Below are 19,708 nucleotides of genomic sequence, written 5' to 3' on the forward strand. Positions count from 1 at the left end.
GGGGCCGGCAGGGTGCCCTCGTCCGGCTCCGGCGCCAGCCGCAGCAGCCGTACGACCCGGCGCGCGGCCACCACGCCCCGGTTCAGGTCGTAGGCCATCTGCACGAAGAACGCCACCGGCCCGATCAGCACGGCCACATAGCCGTAGACCGCCACCAACTGGCCCACCGTCAGCGCCCCCTGCGCGGTGAGACGGGCGGCGAGCCAGGTGACCACGGCGAGGAACAGTGTGGGCAGGCCCACGCCGAGCGCCTGCACCCAACTGGCCACGGCGCCCACGCGGTAGCCCTGCGCGCGCAGCCGCTGCGAGTCGGCCCGGAAGCCGTCCGCGAACAACCCCTTGCCGCCGAGGCCGTTGAGGACGCGCAGCCCGCCCGCGAGGTCGCCGATGCGCGCCGCGAGCACCCCCTGCCGCTCCCGGTACTCGCTCTCGGCGCCCTGCAGGCGCAGCGTGAGCGGCCCGGTGAGCAGCGCGATCACCGGCACCCCGAGCAGCACCACCACGGCGAGCCACACCGACACGGTCACGAGCAGCCCGGCCACCACCGCGTACACCACGACCGAGCCGACACCCGGCCCGACCACGGTCAGCGCCTGCGCGAGCGTCTGCACGTCGCCGACCCCGATCGTCACCACCTCACCGGCCCCGGCCCGGCGCGACAGCGCGGCCCCCAGCCGCACCACATGGCCCACGACCACCTTGACCGTGCGGAAGTTGGCGTCCATCCGGACCCGGGTCATCATGCGGTGCCGCATGATGCCCAGCCAGGCGTTCACCGCCCCGACCACGAACATCGCCGCCGTCCACCCGGCCAGCACCCCGAGCCGGCCCGGCACCAGGCCGTCGTCCACGGCCCGCGCCATCATGTACGGCTGCACGGCCAGCAGCACCATCCACGTGCTGCCCAGCAGCGCCCCGGCCACCGAGCGCCCCGGCTGGCATCGCACCAGCCACCACAGGTACCACCAGCCGCCGCGCGTGTCGGGCGTGCCCGGATCCTCGTAGGCGTCGATCATCCATCCCCCGCATCGGGTCGGCCCTGGCCGGGCCCGCGCCCGACGGCAAACCTCGACGCTATCGAGGGCGGGGACGACTGCTCCAGCCAATAAACCGGGGCGGCCCGGGGGGAACTAGCCCAGGATCCCCCGGTCGTACGCCACCGCCACCGCCGCCGCCCGGTCGTTGACACCGAGCTTGGCGTACAGGTGGGTCAGATGCGTCTTCACCGTCGCCTCGCTGATGAACAGCTCCCGGGCGATCTCCCGGTTGGACGTGCCCTTGGCGACCAGGGCCAGGACCTCGCGCTCACGGGCGGAGAGGGGCTCGTTGCCGGGGGAGCGGACCGCCTGGACCAGGCGGGAGGCGACCGCCGGGGAGAGGACCGTACGGCCCTCGGCGGCGGCGCGCACGGCGGTGAACAGCTCGTCGCGCGGCGCGTCCTTGAGAAGGTAGCCGGTCGCGCCCGCCTCGATGGCGGGCAGGGTGTCGGAGTCGGTGTCGTACGTGGTGAGGACCAGCACCTTCGCGCGGGCCCCGCGCCGGGTCAGCTCGCGGATGGCGGCCACGCCGGAGCCGCCGGGCATGCGCAGGTCCATCAGGACCACGTCGGGATCCAGCTCCGCCGCCCGCTCCACCGCCTCGGCGCCGTTCGCGGCCTCGCCGAGCACGCGGAAGCCGGGCGCGGCCTCGAACATGCCGCGCAGGCCGTCCCGGACGACCGGATGGTCGTCGACGATCAGCAGGGAAATCAGGGGCTCACCGGTCATCGCGCACCAACGGTACGCGAGCCGACACCGCCGTGCCGTGCCCCGGTTCCGACTCCACGGTGAGCGAACCCGCGATGCGCTCGGCGCGGGCCCGCATGCCGTCCAGGCCGAAGCCGCCGGCGCGGGTGCGGGCCGGGACGGCGGCCGGGTCGAAGCCGGTGCCGTCGTCGCGCACGTCGAGGGTGACCTCGTCGCCCATGAAGGACAGGGTGACGCCGACGCGGGACGCGCGGGCGTGCCGGGCCGCGTTGGACAGGGCCTCCTGGGCGATCCGCAGCAGCGTCGCGGAGACCTCGTCGTGCAGCTGCTCGGCGGTGCCGGTCACCGTGAACTCGGCGCGCACGCCGGTGCGTCCGCTCCATTCGGCGACCGTCTTCTTCAGCGCCTCCGGCAGCCCGTCGGCGGCGAGCGCGACCGGGGCCAGGTTGTGCACCGAGCGGCGGGCCTCGCCGAGGCTGTGCCGGGCGAGCGCGGAGGCGCGCTCCAGGTGGGTGCGGGCCGTGTCCAGGTCGGTGGCGTTCGCCACGACCTGGAGCTGGGCGATGATCCCGGTCAGGCCCTGCGCGATGGTGTCGTGGATCTCGGCGGCCAGGCGGCGGCGCTCGTCGGCGACCCCGGCCTCCCGCGCCTGCAGGAGAAGCTGGGCGTGCAGCGCGGCGTTCTCGTCCAGGGCCTGCTGCAACGCGGTGTTGGTGCGCTCCAGTTCGGCGATGGTGTCGGCCTGGACCAGGGAGCGGGCCTGCTCCTGCTGGGAGTACCGGGTGAACACGGTGACCATGCCCATGTTGACGGCCAGGACGAGGACGAAGCCGACCCACAGCAGCAGCCCGTGCGGCGGCCAGCCACCGACCTCGCTGCCGGACATGGTGACGGCGGTCAGGAAGAGGCCGGGCAGCACCAGCCGACGGGGCAGCTCCCGGGGCGCGGTGTAGTAGCCGGTCACGGCGTAGAAGGCGAAGAACGGGTTGGCCCAGGTCAGCAGGAAGGCGAGGGCCCAGCGCAGCGCGTAGAGGCAGACACCGGCCCGGCTCGGCTCCGGCCGCCTCCGCCGCACCCTGCCCCAGCACAGCTGCAGCACGACGGCCGTCGGCACGAGGACGGCGCAGACGACCATCCCGAGCCGGTCCATGCCGACCGCGCGGGCGGAGATCGCCGCCGCGACGACACCGGCGGCCAGCAGCGCCCAGGGCCCCCACACGTCGAAGGAGGCCCGGGGCTGGTGGTGCGCGGCGCTCGTCATGGCACCAGTGTCCGGCACGGCCCGCTCACTCCCAGCGGAACCAGCGGGCCGCCCCCGCGGTGAGCAGCACCGTCCAGGCCGCGAGCACGCCCAGGTACCCCCAGCCGGGCCAGTGCCCGGCCGCCGCCTCGCCCAGGGCGCGGGCCGCCGCGCCGAACGGGGTGAGCTGCACCACCCGGGCCAGCGCGTGCGGCATCTCCTGCACCGGCAGCCACACGCCCGCGCAGAACATCATCGGAAAGAACACCGCCGTGCCGATGGCGCCCGCGATCTTCGTGGTGGGGGACAACGCCGAGACGACCGAGCCGAGGGCGAGGGCCGAGGCGGCCGCGAGCAGCAGGGCCAGCAGATAGCCGGCCGGCTGCTCGGGCAGCCGTACGCCGAAGGCGAGCCGGCCGACGGCGAGCGCGAGCAGCGCCGAGGCCAGCGCCACCGCGCCCTGCACGACCATCTGCGCGGACAGCAGGGCGGAGGGCCGCACGGGGGTGAGCCGCATCCGGCGCAGGATGCCCCGCTCCCGGTGGCCGGTCAGGGCCTGGGGCAGGGACTGCACCCCGGACATGATCAGCGCGATCAGGACGGCGATGGGCGTGTAGGCGTCGACCGGTCGCAGCCCGCCGAGCGCCTCGTCGGCGTCCCGGAACGACGGGATCGAGCCGAGGATCACCAGCAGCAGCGTCGGGAACAGGAAGATCCAGAAGACGGCGCCGGGCTCGCGGCGGAACAGGCGGAACTCGGTGCGCAGGACGGCGGTGTTCATGCCGTGGCCTCCTTGGTCCGGTCGTCGGTCAGGTCCAGGAACGCGTCGTCGAGGGTGGCGTCCAGGACCCGCAGCTGGTGGGCGGTGACGCGGGCGCGGGCGAGCAGGGTGATGACGGCGTTGACGGTCTCGTCCGTGCCGGAGAGGGTGACCCGGCCGTCCCTGTGCTCGACGGAGGCCAGCGCGGGCAGCGCGGCCAGCTCCTCCTCGGGCAGCGGGGCGGACGGGGTGAAGCTGATCACGGTGGCACCCGCCGACCGGCGGATGAGCCCGGCCGGAGTGTCCAGGGCGGCCAACCGCCCCCGGTCGATGACGGCGATGCGGTCGCAGAGCCGCTGCGCCTCCTCCATGAAGTGGGTGACGAGCAGCACCGTCACCCCGCTGTCCCGGACGTCCTCGATGAGCTGCCAGGTGTCGCGGCGGGCGCGCGGGTCCAGACCGGTGGTCAGCTCGTCCAGGACGACGACGCGCGGACCGCCGATCAGGGCCAGCGCGATGAACAGCCGCTGCCGCTGGCCGCCCGACAGTTTGCCGAACCGGGTGGACAGCCGGTCGGCCAGGCCGAGGCGCTCCGCGAGGGGCCGCCAGTCGGCGGGCCGCGGATAGAACGCCGCGTACAGCTCCAGCGCCTCGCGCACGGTCAGTTTCGGCTGCAGTTCGCTCTGCTGCAGCTGCGCCCCGAGGATCCTCGCGACCTCGTCGTGGTCGGCGACGGGATCGAGTCCCGCGACCCGGACCCGGCCCGCGTCGGGCACCCGCAGCCCCTCGACGCACTCGACGGTGGTGGTCTTGCCGGCGCCGTTCGGGCCGAGGACGCCGAAGATCTCGCCCTCTTCGACGGCGAAGGAGACGCCGTCGACGACGGCACGGCCGCCGTAGGACTTGCGCAGATCGGTGACTTCGATGACGGATGGCATGCTCCCAGGGTCCCGGCGGGGCGCGGGCCGGCACATCGGCCGGCTCGCTCGGAGGGGCATCGTCCGATCGGTTGACGCCGCGCTACGACCCGTCCGCCCGGCCGGCCGAACCCGCAGGTCGTAGGACCAGCGACGGACCCCGCACCGGCCGAAACCCGGTGGGCGATGTCAGCGCCGGTCCGTACGCTCGCGAGTGATGTCCACGACACGTGCAACCACCGAGAACCGCTCCGCCGTCCGCGCCCTGCTCCGGCTGTGGCCGTATGTGCGGCCCGTGCGCGCCCGGCTGTTCACCGCCGCCTTCATCGCGATCGTCGCCTCCTGCACGGGGCTGGTGATCCCGCTCGTCCTGAAGTGGATGGTGGACGGGCCGGTCGCCGGCCGGGATCCGGCCGGGATCTGGCTCGGCGCCCTGTACCTGCTCCTTCTGGGGATCGCCGAGGCGGTCCTGTTCGGCATACGGCGCTGGCTGGTGGCGCGCCCGCTGTCCCGCGTGGAGGCGGAGATGCGGGCGGACCTGTACCGGCATCTGCAGCGGCTGCCGGTCGCCTTCCACGACCGCTGGGCCTCCGGGCAGCTGCTCTCGCGCGGCACGACCGACCTGATGCTGGTCCGTATGTTCCTCGCCTTCCCGCTGACGTTCCTGCTGGTCAACGGGGTGACCATCTTGGTCGGCGTGGTCATCATGCTGCTGCAGAACTGGGCGCTCGGCCTGGTCGTGCTCGGGCCCGCCGTCCCCGTGCTGTGGACCTGTGTGGTCTTCGAGCGGCGGTACGCGCAGGCTTCGCGGCGCGCCCAGGACCAGGTCGGCGATCTGACCACGCTGGTCGAGGAGAGCGTGCTCGGCATCCGCATCGTCAAGGGCTTCGGCCGCCACCGCAGCCAGGCGAAGGCGTTCCACGCGCTGTCCGGCAGCCTGCGCGGCACGGAGCTGCACAAGGCACGGCTGCTGGCCACCATCTGGGGCGTCATCGTGACGCTGCCCGAGCTGGCGATCGGGGCGGCACTGGTGCTCGGCGCGGTGCGCGTGGCGGACGGCGGCCTGTCCGCGGGCACGCTGGTCGCCTTCCTGAGCACGGCGCTGGCGCTGCGCTGGCCCGTGGACTCCATCGGCTTCCTGCTGGCGATGAGTCAGGAGGCGGCGACGGCAACGCAGCGGTACTTCGAGGTGATGGACGAGGCGCGGGAGGACCCGGCGGGGGAGGGTCGTCCCGCGGAGGTGCGGGGGGACCTGGCCGGGGAGGGCCGGTCCGGCGAGGTGCCGGAGGACCCGGCCGCGGACGGTCGTCCCGCGGAGGTGCTGGGGGACCGGGCCGGGAAGGCCCGTCCCGCCGAGCGGGGGGACTCGGCCGTCACCGGCCGTCCCGCCCCGGCGACCCGGTCGGCCGCGGACGCGCGGGGGCTCCGCTTCGAGAACGTTCGGTTCCGCTACCCCGACGCGCCCCCCGACTCCCCGCCCCTGCTGGACCGGATCGACCTGCACGTGCGGCCCGGCGAGTCCCTGGCCCTGGTCGGCGCGACCGGCAGCGGCAAGACCACGCTCACCACCCTCGTCCCGCGCCTGCACGAGATCACCTCGGGCCGCATCACCCTCGACGGCGTCGACATCACCGCCATGCCGCGCGAGGAGCTGCGCGCGAAGGTCGCCGTGGCGTTCGAGGAGCCGACCCTGTTCTCCGCGACCGTCGGCGAGAACGTGCTGATGGGCGCGCCCGACGGCACCGGAGCAGCCGACCTCGACCGCGCCCTCGCCGTCGCCCAGGCCGCCTTCGCGCACGCGCTCCCGCAGGGCACCGACACCCGCGTCGGCGAGCAGGGCCTCAGCCTCTCCGGCGGTCAGCGCCAGCGGCTCGCGCTGGCCCGCGCGGTGGTCGGCCGGCCCCGGTTCCTGGTGCTGGACGACCCGCTGTCCGCCCTGGACGTGCACACTGAGGCCGCCGTGGAGGCCGCGCTGCGCCAGGTCCTCGCCGACACCACCGCCCTGATCGTGGCCCACCGCCCCTCCACGGTGCTGCTGGCCGACCGGGTCGCCCTGCTCTCGGGCGGCCGGATCGCCGCCGTCGGCACCCACCAGGAACTGCTGCGCAGCAACGCCGAGTACGCCCGGCTGATGTCCGCCGACCAGTCCGGCGAACCGTCCGGCGACCAGTCCGGCGAACCGTCCGCGGACCTCTTCCGGGACCAGGAGGCCTCCCGTTGACCACCACGACCGGCACGACCACTACGACCGCCGCCACCCCCGCCACGGATCCGGACCACCCGCGCCCCGAGGGACCCGGCGACCCCTTCGACCGGGACGTCCTGCCCACCCCGCCCGGCGCCACGGCCACCCTGCTGCGTTCCCTGCTCGCGCCGATGAAGGCCCGCGTGGCCCTCACCGTCACCCTTCTGCTGCTGCAGCAGGCGGCCGTGCAGGCGGGCCCGCTGCTGGTGGCGTACGCCATCGACAACGCCGTACCGGCGTTCCGCGACCACCGGTACGGGCCGCTGGGCGCGGTGGCCGTCGGCTATCTGCTGTGCGCGCTCGCCTCCGGCGCGCTGCAGGTCGCGTTCATCCGGACGTCCGCGCGGGTCAGCCAGGACGTGCTGCTGGATCTGCGCGGCCGGATCTTCCGGCACGCGCAGGCGCTGAGCATCGACTTCCACGAGCGGTACACGTCCGGGCGGCTGATCTCCCGCTCCACCACCGACGTGGAATCACTGCGCGAACTCCTCGACGAGGGGCTCCAGGAGCTGGTGACCGTCGTGCTGTCGTTCGTCTACATCGCGGCGACGCTGCTCTGGCTGGATCTCGGCCTCGGCGCGGTCGCGGTGGCCTCCTTCGTGCCGCTGTACCTGCTGGTGAGGATGTACCAGCGGCGCGCGGGCCGGGCGTTCCGCGCGCGTTCCACGGCGATCGCCACGGTGATCGTGAAGTTCGTGGAGACGATGAACGGCATCCGGCCGGTGCGCGCCTTCCGCCGGGAGGCGGCCAACGACGCCGAGTTCGCCGTCCTCAACCGGCGGTACGAGCGGGCGAACGGCGACGCGCTGCTGGAGATGGCCCGCTATGTGGTCGGCTCCCGGCTGGTGGCCAACACGGCCGTCGCGGGGATCGTGCTGTGGGGCGCCTACCGGGTGGCGTCGGGCTCGCTGGAGCTGGGCGTGCTGGCGGCGTCGGTGCTGTATCTGCGCCGGCTGTACGATCCGATCGACCGGCTCGGGATGTTCCTGAACTCCTACCAGTCGGCCGCCGCCTCCCTGGAGAAGATCGCGGGGCTGCTGGCCCAGACGCCGTCCGTGCCGGAGCCGTCCGCGCCGCGTGAACTGCCGCCCGCCAAGGACGGGTTCCCGGGCCGTGAGGTCGTCTTCGACGGGGTGAGCTTCGGCTACCGCACCGGTGGCGAGGTGCTGCCCCGCTTCGACCTGACCCTCCCGGCCGGGCAGACGGTCGCCGTGGTGGGCTCCACCGGCGCGGGCAAGTCCACGCTGGCCAAGCTCCTCGCCCGCTTCTACGACCCCTCCGCCGGGCGCGTGCTGCTGGACGGCGTGGACCTGCGCGAGCTGACCATGGCCGAGCTGCGGCGCGGGGTGGTGATGGTGACGCAGGAGGCGTTCCTGTTCTCCGGGACGGTCGCGGACAACATCGCGATCGGCCGCCCGGAGGCCACGCGGGAGGAGGTCGAGCGGGCCGCGAAGGCGATCGGCGCGCACGAGTTCATCAGCGCCCTGCCCGACGGCTACGACACCGACGTCCGCAAGCGCGGCGGCCGTATCTCCGCCGGGCAGCGCCAACTGGTGGCGTTCGCCCGCGCGTTGCTCGCCGACCCGGCCGTGCTGATCCTGGACGAGGCGACCAGCTCCCTCGACATCCCGGGCGAACGGGCCGTGCAGCGGGCCATGTCGACGGTGCTGCGCGGCCGCACGGCGATGGTGATCGCGCACCGCCTGTCGACCGTGGAGATCGCCGACCGCGTCCTGGTCATGGAACAGGGCCGGATCGTCGAGGACGGCACCCCGGCCGAACTCGTCTCCGGCACGGGCCGCTTCGCCGACCTGCACCGGGCGTGGCGGGACAGCCTGGCGTAGTGGTGCGGGTGGGCGGCCAACCCGTCGGCGCTCATATCGCTCTTCCTGGTGGCGGGCTCGCCGGCTCGGCCCACCCGGTGCGTCAGGGAGAGAGATGATCCGCGTACCCGTCTGCATACTGAGCAGCTTTCAGGAACCCGAGGTCCGCCACGGCCACGACCCCGACCGGTTCGTGCCCTGCCCCCGGGGACGGTCGGGCGCGACCCCTACGCGGCCTTCGACGCCGAGGCCCTGGAGTCGGTCGTACGGCGCCTCGACACCCTCGTCACGGCGCCCGCGGGCAGCCGGGAGGAGTACTCCAACCTGGGATACGCGGTCCTGGGAGCCGCTCTGGTGGCGGCGACCGGCACCCCGTACGAGGAGCTGCTGCACCGGCACGTCCTCGATCCCCTCGGCGTCACCGAGGTCGCCGCCGAGCCCCCGTGCGAGCGACGGCTGGGCCGGCGGGGGCCGTTCGGGCGGCCCGAGCGGCCCTGGACGACGACCGGTGCGATCCTGCCCGCCGGCGGGCTGTGGGCCACTCCCGTGGCCACCGCGCGCCTGGTCACCGGCCTGCTCGTGGAGCGCAGGCTCGGCGAGCCGGCACCGGGCTGGCAGCGTGCGGGGCGGGTGGTGTGGCACAACGGCGCGACGGCCGGCGCCTCCGTCTTCGCCGGTGCGGCGCCGGAGGGCTGGATTCTCGTCCACCGCCTCTCCGGTGACGGTGAGGCGACGGACAGGACCGCGGTGGACCTGTTGCGCCGCTTCGTCGGGTCGTGAGCGGCCGGGGCGGCGGGATCAGGGCACTCCCAGTTCGAACAGGGCGTACCCGGCGTACGACCCGGAGGCGAGCGCGGCGATGCCGAGCAGGGTGCACTGCACGGGCAGGCTCAGCCGGCGCATGGCGACCGCGAGCGGCAGGAACAGCGGGAAGCACGGCAGCAGGTAGCGCGAGACGTTCGCGAAGATCTGCTGGCTGCCGAGGACCAGGGCGAGCGTGAGCACGGTGTGCACGACCAGCACCGCGGGCGGCCGCAGCCGGATCAGCAGGGGGAGCAGCGCGGCGGCGAGCAGGACGACGGCGACGCCGATGACGTCCGCGAACGGGTAGGAGAACAGGTAGCCGCCGAAGTGGCCCACCGGCACCGAGGTCAGCACGTCGAGGGTCTGCCTGCCGTAGTCGAACTTGTGCGCCCACGCGCCCGACTGGAGTTCGAAATAACCGCCGAGGTCGCCCATCCGGTCGCCCACCCAGAGCAGATAGCCGAGCAGCCCGAGCGGCGCGAGGGCGAGGGCGAGCAGCGGGCGCAGCGCGCCGTCCTCGCGGCGGCGCAGCGCGAGCAGCGCGGCGACGGCGAGCGCGGCGACCAGCGCGGCGGCCGTGGGCCGGTTGAGCCCGGCCGTGAAGGTGAGCACCCCCGCGGTCAGCCAGCGGCGGGTCATGACGGCGTGGCAGGCCCAGACGGCCAGGGCCACGTAGAGGGAGTCGGAGTAGACCGCCCACTCCACGCCCGAGCCCGGCCACACCGCCCACAGCCCGGCCGCCGCGAGACCCGCCCGCCGGCCGCCGAACCGCTCGGCGACCGCGTAGATGCCGAGGGCGGCCGCGAAGGAGGCGAGGACCGACACCAGCATCCCGGCGCCGTACGGGCCGAGGCCGGTGACCGCGGAGGTCATCCGCATCAGCGCCGGATAGAGCGGGAAGAACGCCGCCGAGTTGCCCTCCAGCGTGATCAGGCCGGTGGCGCCCGGCACATGGACCAGCTTCGGGTCGTAGCCGTGCAGGGCGATCTGCCGGTACCACCAGCCGTCCCAGGTGGCCAGCACGTCCCAGGCGTGCGCCCCGCCGCCGAACCGCGGGTCCTTGGTGCGGTAGTCCCCGGCGGAGGACAGCAGGTACATGAACGAGCAGAACCCGGCCAGCTTCAGCGTGCCGTACAGGGCGAGGACGGGGCCGTGCCGGCGGGCGGCGGCACGCAGGCCGGGGCCGGGCCTGGCGTCGGCGCCGGGGGTCCGCAGCCGCGGCAGGATCGCGGTCATGCGGTCGTCCGGGGACGGCGGGCGGCCAGGGTGCGCCGCATCCGCAGGATCCCGCGCAGGTCGGCGAGGGCGGTGGCGAGGATGTCCACACTGCTGTCGGGGTCGTCGACCCAGTCCACGGGCACCTCGTGAATCCTCAGGCCCGCCCGCTCGGCGAGCACCAGCAACTCGGTGTCGAAGAACCACTCCCCGTCGCGCACCAGCGGCAGCAGCCGCTCGGCGACCTCGCGGCGCACCGCCTTGAACCCGCACTGCGCGTCGGAGAAGCCGACGGCGAGCGTGCAGCGCAGCAGCACGTTGTAGCAGCGGGAGATGACCTCGCGCCGGGGCCCGCGCACCACGCGGGCGCCCGGCGCGAGCCGGGTGCCGATGGCCAGGTCGGAGTGGCCGGAGATGAGCGGGGCGACCAGCGGCAGCAGCGCGTCCAGGCCGGTGGACAGATCGACGTCCAGGTACGCCAGCACGGGCGCCCCGGAACCCGACCAGGCCGCCCGCAGCGCCCGGCCGCGGCCCTTCTCGCTCAGCCGGAGCGAGGTCACCTCGGGCAGCTCCGCCGCCAGCCGGCCGGCGATCCGCGGGGTGCGGTCGGTGCTCGCGTTGTCGGCGACGGTGATCCGGAACGGATAGGGGAAGGTGTCCCGCAGATGCGTGTGCAGCCGGCGGACGTTGGGCTCGAGGTCCTTCTCCTCGTTGAACACCGGCACGACCACGTCCACAACGGGCTCGTCGTGGTGGTTCGGCAGGGGCGCGCACCGGGGCGCCGGTACCGCGGCCGGAGGCCGGCCTGGTCGGAGGTTTATCACGTTGTTCCCCGTTTGTTCCGTATGGTCGGGTAGGCGAAAGCGCGCGGACGGGTGAGGGCGTGCGTCAGCCGCTCGGGCTGATCACCGAGGAGGGAGTGTCCGACGGACCGGCCGATGCGCTCATGGTGGCGGTGGCCGACGGCTTGCTGACGGCCTTCCGCGTGGTGGCCGTGGCGGGCGGCGGCTCCTGCGTCACCGAAGCCGAACTCCCGCTGCCCACGGGCGTTTCGGAGGTCGTGTCCGAGGGGTCCGGCGTCGCGGTGCCGGTCGTGCCGGGCGGGCTCGGGGTGAGCGACGTGCTCGGTGACGTACTGGGCGAGGTGCTCGGTTCGGGCGCCGGACTCGTCGCGGGGCGGGGGCGGGGCGCGGTGGGCCGGTCGTCGGTGTGGCTGTGCGGCCACAGGAACAGGCCGAGGCCGAGCCCGGCCACCGCGAGGACGGAACCGGCGGCCCGGCGCGCCGCGCGCACCCGGCGGCGGGCCCGCACCCCCGCGCGGAGCCGGTCCCGGTGCCGCGCCTCGAGGGGCGCATGCTCCTGCGTGGTGCGCATCAGCCGCGTCAGCTGACGCTCGAAGTGGTCCATGGGGTCCGGGTCCAGGTGATCCGTGCGATCCAGGTGCTTCATGGCGTGTGCCTCACCCCACCGGCTCGATGACGTCGGCCAGCAGCCGGCGCAGCCGGGCCACCCCGCGCGAGGCATGGGACCGGGCGGTGCCCACGGGGCATCCCAGCGTCTGCGCCACCTGCCGGTCGGGCAGGTCCTGGTAGTAGCGCAGGACCACGGCGGCCCGCTGCTGGGGAGTCAGCTGCGCGAGCGCGGTCTCCAGCCGGGAGCGCTCGGCCACGGTCGCCGACATGTCGCCGGCCGCCGCCACCTCCGGCAGCTCCTCCACGGGCCGCTCGCCCCACCACCGCCGGCGCGCCGAACGGGCCGCCGCCCGCGCCAGCACCTTGCGCACATACGCCTCCGGCGCCTCGTCGGCGACCTTCGGCCAGACGAACCACAGCTTGACCAAGGACTCCTGCAACAGGTCCTCGGCCCGGTGCCGATCGCCCCCGGTGAGCAGACGGGCCAGGTGGAACAACGCCGACCAGCGGGCCGCCACGAACGCGTCGTACTCACCGGCCCCACGCTGCCCCATCCCACGGTCCCGTCCTCGCCGGCTGTGTACACCTGGAGAAAGGCCCTGGGGCCCCTCCGGCGCTGCACCCGGCGAATGTGAGCCGTGTCACGCACAGCCGCCGCACAGGGTCAGGCGACTCTCATCAGCAGCACCGCCCGCGCCGGCACCGTGATCTCCGTGCCCGCCGGGTGGACGGTACCCGGTGGCTCGGCCTGGTCCTCCCGGGAGGTGTCCACCAGCACCTCGTACCGCTCGGCCCACGGCGGGCCGGGCAGCACGAAGCGGGTCGGGCGGTCACCCGCGTGCAGCACCGCGAGGAAGCTGTCGTCCATCACCGCGGCGCCCCGCTCGTCCCGGCCCGGGATGTCCCGCCCGGAGAGGTACATGCCGAGCGTGGCAGCGGGCGCGAACCAGTCGCCCTCCGTCATCTCCGCGCCCCGCGAGGTGAACCACGCCAGGTCGCGCAGTCCGTCCGCGGTCTGGGCCCGGCCGGAGAAGAAGGCGCGGCGGCGCAGCACCGGGTGCCGGTGGCGCAGGGCGATCAGCCGGGAGGTCAGCTCGAACAGCGCCCGCCAGCCGGGCTCCTCCAGCAGCGACCAGTCCAGCCAGCTGGTCTCGTTGTCCTGGCAGTAGGCGTTGTTGTTGCCGCGCTGGGTGCGCCCGAGTTCGTCGCCGGCCACCAGCATGGGCACGCCGGTGGACAGCAGCAGGGTGGTGAGGAGGTTGCGCAGCTGGCGGCGGCGCACCGCCCGCACCCGCTCGTCCTCGGTCTCGCCCTCCACCCCGCAGTTCCAGGAGCGGTTGTCGTTCGTGCCGTCCCGGTTGTGCTCGCCGTTGGCCTCGTTGTGCTTCGTCTCGTACGACACCAGGTCGCGCAGGGTGAAGCCGTCGTGCGCGGTGACGAAGTTGACCGAGGCGTAGGGGCGGCGGCCGCCCCAGGCGTACAGGTCGCTGGAGCCGGACAGGCGGTAGCCCATCTCGCGCACGTCCGGCAGGGCGTGCCGCCAGAAGTCCCGCACGGCGTTGCGGTAACGGTCGTTCCACTCCGTCCACAGCGGCGGGAAGGCGCCCACCTGGTAGCCGCCGGAGCCGATGTCCCACGGCTCGGCGATGAGCTTGACCCGGCGCAGCACCGGGTCCTGCGCGATGACCGCGAGGAAGGGGGAGAGCATGTCGACGTCGTGCATCGAGCGGGCGAGCGCCGCCGCGAGGTCGAAGCGGAAGCCGTCCACGCCCATCTCGGTCACCCAGTAGCGCAGCGAGTCGGTGATCAGCCGCAGCACCTGGGGCCGGACCACGTGCAGCGTGTTGCCGCAGCCGGTGTAGTCGGCGTAGCGGCGGGCGTCGTCCTGCAGGCGGTAGTAGCCCCGGTTGTCGATGCCCTTCAGGGACAGGGTGGGCCCCAGCTCGCCCGCCTCCGCCGTGTGGTTGTAGACCACGTCGAGGACGACCTCGATGCCGGCGGCGTGCAGCGCGCGGACCATCCGCTTGAACTCGCCGACCTGCTGGCCCGTCGTACCGGAGGCCGCGTAGCCGGCGTGCGGGGCGAAGTAGCCGATGGAGTTGTAGCCCCAGTAGTTCCTCATGCCGCGGCGCAGCAGGTGGTCCTCGTGCGCGAACTGGTGGACGGGGAGCAGCTCGACGGCCGTCACGCCCAGCGCGACCAGGTGCTCGAGCGCGGCCGGATGGGCGAGCCCGGCGTAGGTGCCGCGCAGCTCCGGCGGGATCTTCGGGTGCAGCTTGGTGAAGCCGCGCACGTGCAGCTCGTAGATGACCGAGTCCGCCCACGGCGTCTTGGGGCGGCGGTCGTCGGACCAGTCGTCGTCGTCGTGGACGACGACACCCTTCGGCACGTGCGGCGCCGAGTCGCGGTCGTCGCGCACGGTGTCGGCGACGTGCTGCTCCGGCCAGTCCCGCACATGCCCGTACACCTCGGGCGGCAGCAGGAACTCCCCGTCCACCGCCCGCGCGTAGGGGTCGAGGAGCAGCTTGGCCGGATTCCAGCGGGCGCCGGTCCACGGGTCCCAGCGGCCGTCGACCCGGTAGCCGTACCGCTGTCCCGGCATCACACCGGGGACGAAGCCGTGCCAGATCTCGTGCGTCAGTTCGGTCAGCGGGACCTGCGTCTCCCGGCCGCCCTCGTCGAACAGGCACACCCGGACCGCCTCCGCCCCGGCCGCCCACAGCGCGAAGTTGGTGCCCGCGACCCCGTCCGGCCCGACCCGGAACCGGGCCCCCAGCGGGGTCGGCGCACCCGGCCACACCGCCGGGGCGGGCGGTACGGGGTGCCGGGCGCCGTTCACCACGGCCGGCTGCTGCCCGGTCCCGGCGGCCGGCTCCCCGGCCGGTGCCCGCTGCTCGGCTGCGCTCGTCACCTGTCGGCCCCTCTTTCAGTGGCTCGGCCCGGGGGCGGCGCAGTCCACCGCGCCGAGCGGGCGGACCTGCCCGTCGGCACTCCGACCACGGCACGGCCGCGCCCCGACGGCGTGGCGACGCGGGCGCGGCGGCTCCCCAACGTGTCGTCCTTCCCACAGTTCTGCCCAGTGCGTGGGTCGCACTCACGTTTCCCCGGGGCGGGCCCCGTCGTTGAGTCAGGTGTGAGGCACCTACAAGGACGCGCACGGCGCGCGGGGGCCGCGCTGGCCGCCGTACTGACATGGGTGGGACTGCTGGCGGGCTGCACCGCGGGCGGCTCCGGGCCGCTCGGCCTGGGCGCCCCGATCGGCAAGCCACCGGCCCCCGAGGACGTCATCCGAGTCACCCCCGGCGACGGCAGCAAGGCCGTCCGCCCCGACCAGCGGCTGCGGATCAAGCTGCCCGGCGGGCGCCTGGAGAAGGTGGCCGTCGTCAAGTCGCAGGACGCGCAGGACTCGCCGGTCCCCGGGCACATCAGTGCCGACGGCCTGACCTGGCGGCCGGACGACGACCGGCTGGCGCTCGCCGCCAAGTACACCGTCGACGTGGTCGCCCTGGACTCCCAGGGCCGCCGCTCGGCCCGGCACACCACCTTCACCACCTACGTCCCCGACAAGCGGTTCATCGGCTACGTCACCCCCGAGAACCGGGCCACCGTCGGCACCGGGATGATCGTTTCCCTCTCCTTCAGCACGGACGTCACGGACCGCGCCGCCGTCGAACGCGCCGTCCACGTCACGGCGCGGCCCCCCGTCGAGATCCGCCCGCACTGGTTCGGCAGGCACCGCCTGGACTTCCGCCCCGAGCACTACTGGAAACCCGGCACCGAGGTCACCGTCGGCCTCCGCCTGCGGGACGTCGAAGCGGCGAAGGGCATCTACGGCCTGCAGTCGAAGACGTTCTCCTTCACCGTCGGCCGCAGCCAGGTCTCCCTAGTGGACGTGGAGAAGCACACCATGCAGGTGCGGCGCGACGGCCGGTTGCTCGCCACCGTCCCGATCACCGCCGGTGCGCCCGAGCACCCCACGTACAACGGGAAGATGGTGGTGATGGAGATGCTGGAGGAGACCCGCATGAACGGCCAGACGGTCGGCTTCGGCGGCGAGTACGACATCCCCGACGTCCCGCACGCCATGCGGCTCACCGACTCCGGGACCTTCCTGCACGGCAACTACTGGAGCCCGGACGCCCCCGGGAGCGCCAACGTCAGCCACGGCTGCGTGGGCCTGAGGGACGTCAAGGGGGGCGGTTCGGACACCCCGGCCGGCTGGTTCTTCGACCGCAGCCTGATCGGTGACGTCGTCGAGGTCGTCCACAGCAAGGACAAGACGGTCGCCCCCGACAACGGCCTCAGCGGCTGGAACATGGGCTGGCAGGAGTGGAAGGCGGGTGGCGCGGTGAAATAGCCAGGTGGAGCGCGCGATTCGGGGGCGCGGGGTGCCGGGCGGAAGTTGCGACGAAACGGTGACATTCACCTGACACCCCGCTCAAAACCAGGCGGTTAATATGCGCGCACCGAATGGTGGGGAGCGGGCCTGAGCAGGCCCGGCGAGGGGAGAACAACTTGAACACGCGGCCAATATCGGGGGCGTCGGTGGCGGGGCGGCGCGGCCGTAGGGGACTGGGGCTCATAGCCGGCGCCCTGGTGCTGTCGCTCGCGGCGTGCGGCGGGGGCGGGGGGAAGGCCTCCGGCGCCGGCGCCGGCGACGGCAAGGGCTCCGCCACGCAGCAGGCGAAGCAGTCCACGGCCGCCATCAGCATCTCGCCCAAGTCCGGTGCCACCGGCGTCGACACCAGCGGCGCGCTCAAGGTCGGCGTGGCCAAGGGCAAGCTGACCGAGGTCACCGTCAAGGACTCCAAGGGCACCGAGGTCGACGGCACGATCACCGACGGCGGCGCGAGCTGGACGCCGTCGACCCATCTGGCCGCGTCCACCAAGTACACCGTGCACGCGGTCGCCAAGGACTCCGCGGGCCGCGAGGCCGCCGAGGACTCCTCGTTCACCACGCTGACCCCGCGCGACACCTTCCTCGGCTACTTCACCCCCGAGGACGGCTCCACCGTCGGCGTGGGCATGCCGTTCTCGGTCAACTTCACCCGGGGCATCACCCACCCGGACGCCGTCGAGAAGTCCATCAAGATCAAGACCGAGCCGGCCGTCGACGTCGAGGGCCACTGGTTCGGCAACGACCGGCTGGACTTCCGCCCCGAGCACTACTGGAAGGCGGGCACCAAGGTGACCGTCGACTTCGACCTGAACGGCGTCGAGGGCCGCGACGGCGTCTACGGCAAGCAGCACAAGACCGTCAAGTTCACCATCGGCCGCAACCAGGTGTCCGTCGTGGACGCCAGGAAGCACACGATGAAGGTCACCCAGGACGGCAAGGTCGTCAGGACCATCCCGGTCACCACCGGCAAGCCCGGCTACGACACCTGGAACGGCCAGATGGTCATCAGCGAGAAGCTGACCGTGACCCGCATGAACAGCGAGACGGTCGGCTACGGCGGCGAGTACGACATCAAGGACGTGCCGCACGCCATGCGCCTGACCACCACCGGCACCTTCGCGCACGGCAACTACTGGGGCGGCGGCGCGTTCGGCAACTACAACGCGAGCCACGGCTGCATCGGCCTGCGCGACGTGCGCGGCGGCTACGACAGCTCCACCCCGGCGGCCTGGTTCTTCAACCACTCCATCATCGGCGACGTGGTCGTCGTGAAGCACTCCGACGACCGCACGGTGGACCCGGCGAACGGGCTCAACGGGTGGAACATGTCCTGGGCGGACTGGACGAAGTGAGCCCCGGCTGACGTACGGGCCCGGTGCTGTGACCTACGGCACCGGGCCCACTGCCGTTAGTGGCCGTTAACCTGAGCCCCATGACCGTCACTCTCGAAGTCGCCGAAGGCGTCGGCACTCTCCGTCTGGACCGTCCCCCGATGAACGCGCTGGACGTGGCCACCCAGGACCGGCTGAAGGAACTCGCCGAGGAGGCCACGCGCCGCGACGACGTGCGCGCCGTGGTCATCTACGGCGGCGAGCGGGTGTTCGCGGCGGGCGCGGACATCAAGGAGATGCAGAACATGGACCACACCGCGATGGTCCTGCGCGCCCGCGCCCTGCAGGACTCCTTCACGGCCGTGGCCCGCATCCCCAAGCCCGTCGTCGCCGCCATCACCGGCTACGCGCTCGGCGGCGGCTGCGAACTGGCCCTGTGCGCCGACTACCGCATCGCCGCCGAGAACGCCAAGCTCGGCCAGCCCGAGATCCTGCTCGGCCTGATCCCGGGCGCCGGCGGCACCCAGCGCCTGCCCCGGCTGGTCGGCCCCTCCAAGGCCAAGGACCTCATCTTCACGGGCCGTCAGGTCAAGGCCGACGAGGCCCTCGCGATCGGCCTGGTGGACCGGGTCGTCCCGGCCGCCGAGGTCTACGAGCAGGCGCACGCCTGGGCTGCCAGGCTCGCCCAGGGCCCGGCGATCGCGCTGCGCGCCGCCAAGGAGTCCGTCGACACCGGCATCGAGACCGACCTCGAGACCGGGCTCGCCGTCGAGCGCAACTGGTTCGCTGGCCTGTTCGCCACCGAGGACCGCGAGCGGGGCATGCGCAGCTTCGTCGAGGAGGGGCCGGGCAAGGCCAAGTTCCTCTGAGATCCGTGACATGAACTTCCCTGCGGGGACTTGCAATTGACACGGTGTCTCATCCGGGTCCCTCGATGGGGCGGATTATGGGAGCCTTAAGGCAACCTTAAGCCTGTCTTGTCGAGGGAACCTGTCGATTGCCCGAAAGCGAGCCGTCGCCGCAGGTCGGAGGGGGCCTACCGGTCAGTGACATGCCGTCGGCATATGCCATTCGCCGAGTGTGGACCGGGAGCGTACGAGGGGCGTATTCCCCCGGAACGGCCCCCAAGACGGCTCCGGACGGCCATCATGGGGGCATGGCGGGGCTGGAGGGCATCGAACAGCCGCGGGGACACAGCCGTGCGGCCGCGGCGCGCTGGTCGCCCACGGTCGAGGACGAGCAGGCGCTCAAGGTGCTCGAACTGTTCGGCAACCCGACGGAGCACGAGGTGCCCCTGCCGTCCCTCCCGGAGTCCGCGGCCACCGCCCGCCGGCTCGCCCAGGTCGTCGTCCTGCGCACCTGGCGGCTGACCCCCAAGCTGACCGAGGACGCGGTGCTCCTCGTGTCGGAACTCGTCGGCAACGCCGTACGGCACACCGGCGCCCGCGTCTTCGGCCTGCGCATGCGCCGCCGCACCGGCTGGATCCGCGTCGAGGTCCGCGACCCCTCGCGGGGGCTGCCGTGCCTGATGCCGGTTCAGGAGATGGACGTGAGCGGCCGCGGACTGTTCCTCGTCGACCGGCTCTCCGACCGCTGGGGCGTGGACCTGCTGCCGCGCGGTAAGACCACCTGGTTCGAGATGCGGGTGACCGACCGCTAGCCCGACGGCGTGCACCGGGGCGCGCGACCCCCCGGCCTGGGGCATTCCCCTGGACGCGACCCGAAATCGTCACCGATTCGGGCCAATAGGGTCGTTTCTTACCTTTCACCCCTTAAATGGTGCGGGTGACCACCACCAACCGACGCGGGGTGCTGCG

16 protein-coding genes and 1 pseudogene are annotated in these 19,708 nt (G+C 73.3%); 7 read left to right on the forward strand and 10 right to left on the reverse strand.

Going from position 1 to position 19,708, the window contains the following annotated elements; translation table 11 throughout:
* From ACLU3S_RS26905 to ACLU3S_RS26925, 5 genes are all read right to left on the reverse strand, one after another.
* Nucleotides 1-1,016, reverse strand: a 1,016-nt coding sequence (locus ACLU3S_RS26905) for an ABC transporter transmembrane domain-containing protein (protein ID WP_413954537.1), incomplete at its 3' end; no start/stop codon positions are given.
* A 114-nt stretch (nucleotides 1,017-1,130) separates the two neighbouring features.
* Nucleotides 1,131-1,766, reverse strand: a complete 636-nt coding sequence (locus ACLU3S_RS26910) for a response regulator (RefSeq protein WP_413954538.1) — start codon at nucleotides 1,764-1,766, stop codon at nucleotides 1,131-1,133.
* Entirely contained in the window at nucleotides 1,756-3,006 is a 1,251-nt protein-coding gene (locus ACLU3S_RS26915; RefSeq protein WP_413954539.1) for a sensor histidine kinase, read from the reverse strand. The genes ACLU3S_RS26910 and ACLU3S_RS26915 overlap by 11 nt, the downstream gene beginning before the upstream one ends.
* Nucleotides 3,007-3,031: 25 nt before the next feature.
* Nucleotides 3,032-3,766, reverse strand: a complete 735-nt coding sequence (locus ACLU3S_RS26920) for an ABC transporter permease (protein WP_413954540.1) — start codon at nucleotides 3,764-3,766, stop codon at nucleotides 3,032-3,034.
* Nucleotides 3,763-4,719, reverse strand: a complete 957-nt coding sequence (locus ACLU3S_RS26925; RefSeq protein ID WP_413954552.1) for an ATP-binding cassette domain-containing protein — start codon at nucleotides 4,717-4,719, stop codon at nucleotides 3,763-3,765. The genes ACLU3S_RS26920 and ACLU3S_RS26925 overlap by 4 nt, the downstream gene beginning before the upstream one ends.
* Before the next feature lie 160 nt (nucleotides 4,720-4,879).
* Between ACLU3S_RS26925 and ACLU3S_RS26930 the strand changes: the two genes are divergently transcribed.
* Genes ACLU3S_RS26930 through ACLU3S_RS26940 form a run of 3 tightly spaced genes read left to right on the forward strand, consistent with a single transcriptional unit; the run spans nucleotide 4,880 to nucleotide 9,510 of the window.
* Nucleotides 4,880-6,883 carry an ABC transporter ATP-binding protein gene (locus tag ACLU3S_RS26930; protein ID WP_413954541.1) on the forward strand — a complete coding sequence of 668 codons (2,004 nt, stop codon included), beginning with the start codon at nucleotides 4,880-4,882 and terminating at the stop codon, nucleotides 6,881-6,883.
* Nucleotides 6,880-8,751, forward strand: a complete 1,872-nt coding sequence (locus ACLU3S_RS26935; protein ID WP_413954542.1) for an ABC transporter ATP-binding protein — start codon at nucleotides 6,880-6,882, stop codon at nucleotides 8,749-8,751. The genes ACLU3S_RS26930 and ACLU3S_RS26935 overlap by 4 nt, the downstream gene beginning before the upstream one ends.
* A 48-nt stretch (nucleotides 8,752-8,799) precedes the next feature.
* Nucleotides 8,800-9,510 (forward strand): serine hydrolase, encoded by a 711-nt coding sequence (locus ACLU3S_RS26940; protein WP_413954543.1) that lies wholly within the window; start codon nucleotides 8,800-8,802, stop codon nucleotides 9,508-9,510.
* 18 nt (nucleotides 9,511-9,528) lie between these two features.
* On the opposite strand, the gene ACLU3S_RS26945 is transcribed toward ACLU3S_RS26940, so the two are convergent.
* From ACLU3S_RS26945 to glgX, 5 genes and pseudogenes are all read right to left on the reverse strand, one after another.
* Nucleotides 9,529-10,770, reverse strand: coding sequence for a hypothetical protein (locus ACLU3S_RS26945; RefSeq protein ID WP_413954544.1), 1,242 nt, complete (start codon nucleotides 10,768-10,770; stop codon nucleotides 9,529-9,531).
* A 23-nt stretch (nucleotides 10,771-10,793) separates the two neighbouring features.
* Nucleotides 10,794-11,573: pseudogene (locus tag ACLU3S_RS26950) on the reverse strand (dolichyl-phosphate beta-glucosyltransferase); the annotation flags it as partial.
* A 64-nt stretch (nucleotides 11,574-11,637) separates the two neighbouring features.
* Nucleotides 11,638-12,198, reverse strand: coding sequence for a hypothetical protein (locus ACLU3S_RS26955; RefSeq protein ID WP_413954545.1), 561 nt, complete (start codon nucleotides 12,196-12,198; stop codon nucleotides 11,638-11,640).
* Between the two features lie 10 nt (nucleotides 12,199-12,208).
* On the reverse strand, nucleotides 12,209-12,715 hold the full coding sequence (locus ACLU3S_RS26960; RefSeq protein WP_413954546.1) for a SigE family RNA polymerase sigma factor: 507 nt from the start codon (nucleotides 12,713-12,715) through the stop codon (nucleotides 12,209-12,211).
* A gap of 110 nt (nucleotides 12,716-12,825) precedes the next feature.
* On the reverse strand, nucleotides 12,826-15,072 hold the full coding sequence (glgX, locus tag ACLU3S_RS26965; RefSeq protein WP_413954547.1) for a glycogen debranching protein GlgX: 2,247 nt from the start codon (nucleotides 15,070-15,072) through the stop codon (nucleotides 12,826-12,828).
* A 222-nt stretch (nucleotides 15,073-15,294) separates the two neighbouring features.
* On the opposite strand from glgX, the gene ACLU3S_RS26970 reads away from it, so the two are divergent.
* The 4 genes from ACLU3S_RS26970 to ACLU3S_RS26985 all read left to right on the forward strand — a co-directional run bounded on the left by ACLU3S_RS26970 (nucleotide 15,295) and on the right by ACLU3S_RS26985 (nucleotide 19,551).
* Entirely contained in the window at nucleotides 15,295-16,518 is a 1,224-nt protein-coding gene (locus ACLU3S_RS26970) for an Ig-like domain-containing protein (RefSeq protein WP_413954548.1), read from the forward strand.
* A 158-nt stretch (nucleotides 16,519-16,676) separates the two neighbouring features.
* Nucleotides 16,677-17,912, forward strand: coding sequence for a L,D-transpeptidase (locus ACLU3S_RS26975; protein WP_413954549.1), 1,236 nt, complete (start codon nucleotides 16,677-16,679; stop codon nucleotides 17,910-17,912).
* Between the two features lie 80 nt (nucleotides 17,913-17,992).
* On the forward strand, nucleotides 17,993-18,760 hold the full coding sequence (locus ACLU3S_RS26980; protein ID WP_413954550.1) for an enoyl-CoA hydratase/isomerase family protein: 768 nt from the start codon (nucleotides 17,993-17,995) through the stop codon (nucleotides 18,758-18,760).
* A gap of 287 nt (nucleotides 18,761-19,047) precedes the next feature.
* Nucleotides 19,048-19,551 carry an ATP-binding protein gene (locus ACLU3S_RS26985; RefSeq protein ID WP_413954551.1) on the forward strand — a complete coding sequence of 168 codons (504 nt, stop codon included), beginning with the start codon at nucleotides 19,048-19,050 and terminating at the stop codon, nucleotides 19,549-19,551.
* Nucleotides 19,552-19,708: the final 157 nt, after the last annotated feature.

It is taken from the genome of Streptomyces sp. AF1A (assembly GCF_047340315.1).
GTDB lineage: Bacteria > Actinomycetota > Actinomycetes > Streptomycetales > Streptomycetaceae > Streptomyces.

Bases quoted from the DNA above. Each gene is read 5' to 3' on its own strand.
- ACLU3S_RS26915 (WP_413954539.1), bottom strand. From the start codon at position 3,006: ATGACGAGCGCCGCGCACCACCAGCCCCGGGCCTCCTTCGACGTGTGG.
- ACLU3S_RS26960 (WP_413954546.1), bottom strand. From the start codon at position 12,715: ATGGGGCAGCGTGGGGCCGGTGAGTACGACGCGTTCGTGGCGGCCCGC.
- ACLU3S_RS26910 (WP_413954538.1), bottom strand. From the start codon at position 1,766: ATGACCGGTGAGCCCCTGATTTCCCTGCTGATCGTCGACGACCATCCG.
- ACLU3S_RS26985 (WP_413954551.1), top strand. From the start codon at position 19,048: ATGGCGGGGCTGGAGGGCATCGAACAGCCGCGGGGACACAGCCGTGCG.
- ACLU3S_RS26945 (WP_413954544.1), bottom strand. From the start codon at position 10,770: ATGACCGCGATCCTGCCGCGGCTGCGGACCCCCGGCGCCGACGCCAGG.
- ACLU3S_RS26955 (WP_413954545.1), bottom strand. From the start codon at position 12,198: ATGAAGCACCTGGATCGCACGGATCACCTGGACCCGGACCCCATGGAC.
- ACLU3S_RS26980 (WP_413954550.1), top strand. From the start codon at position 17,993: ATGACCGTCACTCTCGAAGTCGCCGAAGGCGTCGGCACTCTCCGTCTG.
- ACLU3S_RS26925 (WP_413954552.1), bottom strand. From the start codon at position 4,719: ATGTGCCGGCCCGCGCCCCGCCGGGACCCTGGGAGCATGCCATCCGTC.
- ACLU3S_RS26930 (WP_413954541.1), top strand. From the start codon at position 4,880: ATGTCCACGACACGTGCAACCACCGAGAACCGCTCCGCCGTCCGCGCC.
- ACLU3S_RS26920 (WP_413954540.1), bottom strand. From the start codon at position 3,766: ATGAACACCGCCGTCCTGCGCACCGAGTTCCGCCTGTTCCGCCGCGAG.